1 pseudogene is annotated in these 1,013 nt (G+C 52.4%); it reads left to right on the forward strand.

Annotated features, from left to right (window positions below):
• Positions 1 to 1,013: pseudogene (locus K2I50_RS04250) on the forward strand (transcription termination factor Rho); the annotation flags it as partial.

Raw genomic sequence — 1,013 nt, forward strand, 5'->3', positions numbered from 1 at the left:
AGCAAATACAGAAACAGATACGGAGAATGCCGCTCCATCAAAGCCTCTGCCACTCCTCCCTCCGGCGGAGTTCCAGGCCCCACAGGCCGACATCACGCCGGACAGCGCCCCGTCGGATAATGCTTCAGATGCCGCTCAACAAATGAATGAGGGCCAACAGCCACAACAGAAGAAAAGAGATTTCCGTCCGTCAAAGGACAGTTCGTTTGGTTCATTCTTCCGCACCGAACGAAAATTCGTGCCACGCTCTCAGCGCGAAAAAGAAGAAGCAGCTGCTGCCGCGGCCGCCGCACCTATAGTAATACAGGAACCGGCCCAGAATATGGCTATGCAAAAGCAGCAACAGCAGCAGAACAAAAAGAACAAGCGCAACCGCAACAATAACAACAATAACCGCGACTTTATCCCCGAGCCACAGCAGCCACGCTATAATTTCGACGGATTGTTGCTTGCCTCAGGTGTGCTTGAAATTACTCCCGAGGGATATGGATTCCTGCGTTCAAGCGACTACAACTATCTTTCCTCTCCCGACGACATATACGTCACACAGCAGCAGATTAAGCAATACGGTCTGAAGACCGGCGATGTTGTCGAAGGCTGGATTCGTCCACCTAAAGAAAACGAAAAATATTTCCCTCTTGGCGAAGTTCGCGATGTCAACGGACGCACACCTGAATTTATCCGCGACCGTGTGCCGTTTGAACATCTCACTCCCCTCTTCCCCGACGAGAAATTCGATCTCACCGGCGGTCGGTCTAGCAACATCTCTACCCGCGTGGTCGACATGTTCTCCCCAATCGGCAAAGGCCAGCGTGGACTTATTGTCGCTCCGCCCAAAACAGGTAAGACCATACTGCTCAAAGATATCGCCAATGCAATAGCGGAAAACCATCCCGAGACCTACATCATGATTCTTCTCATCGACGAACGTCCCGAGGAAGTAACCGACATGAGCCGTAGCGTAAATGCCGAGGTAATCGCCTCTACATTCGACGAGCCGGCCGAACGCCACG

The sequence above is a fragment of the Muribaculum sp. genome (assembly GCF_029051885.1).
Lineage (GTDB): Bacteria > Bacteroidota > Bacteroidia > Bacteroidales > Muribaculaceae > Muribaculum.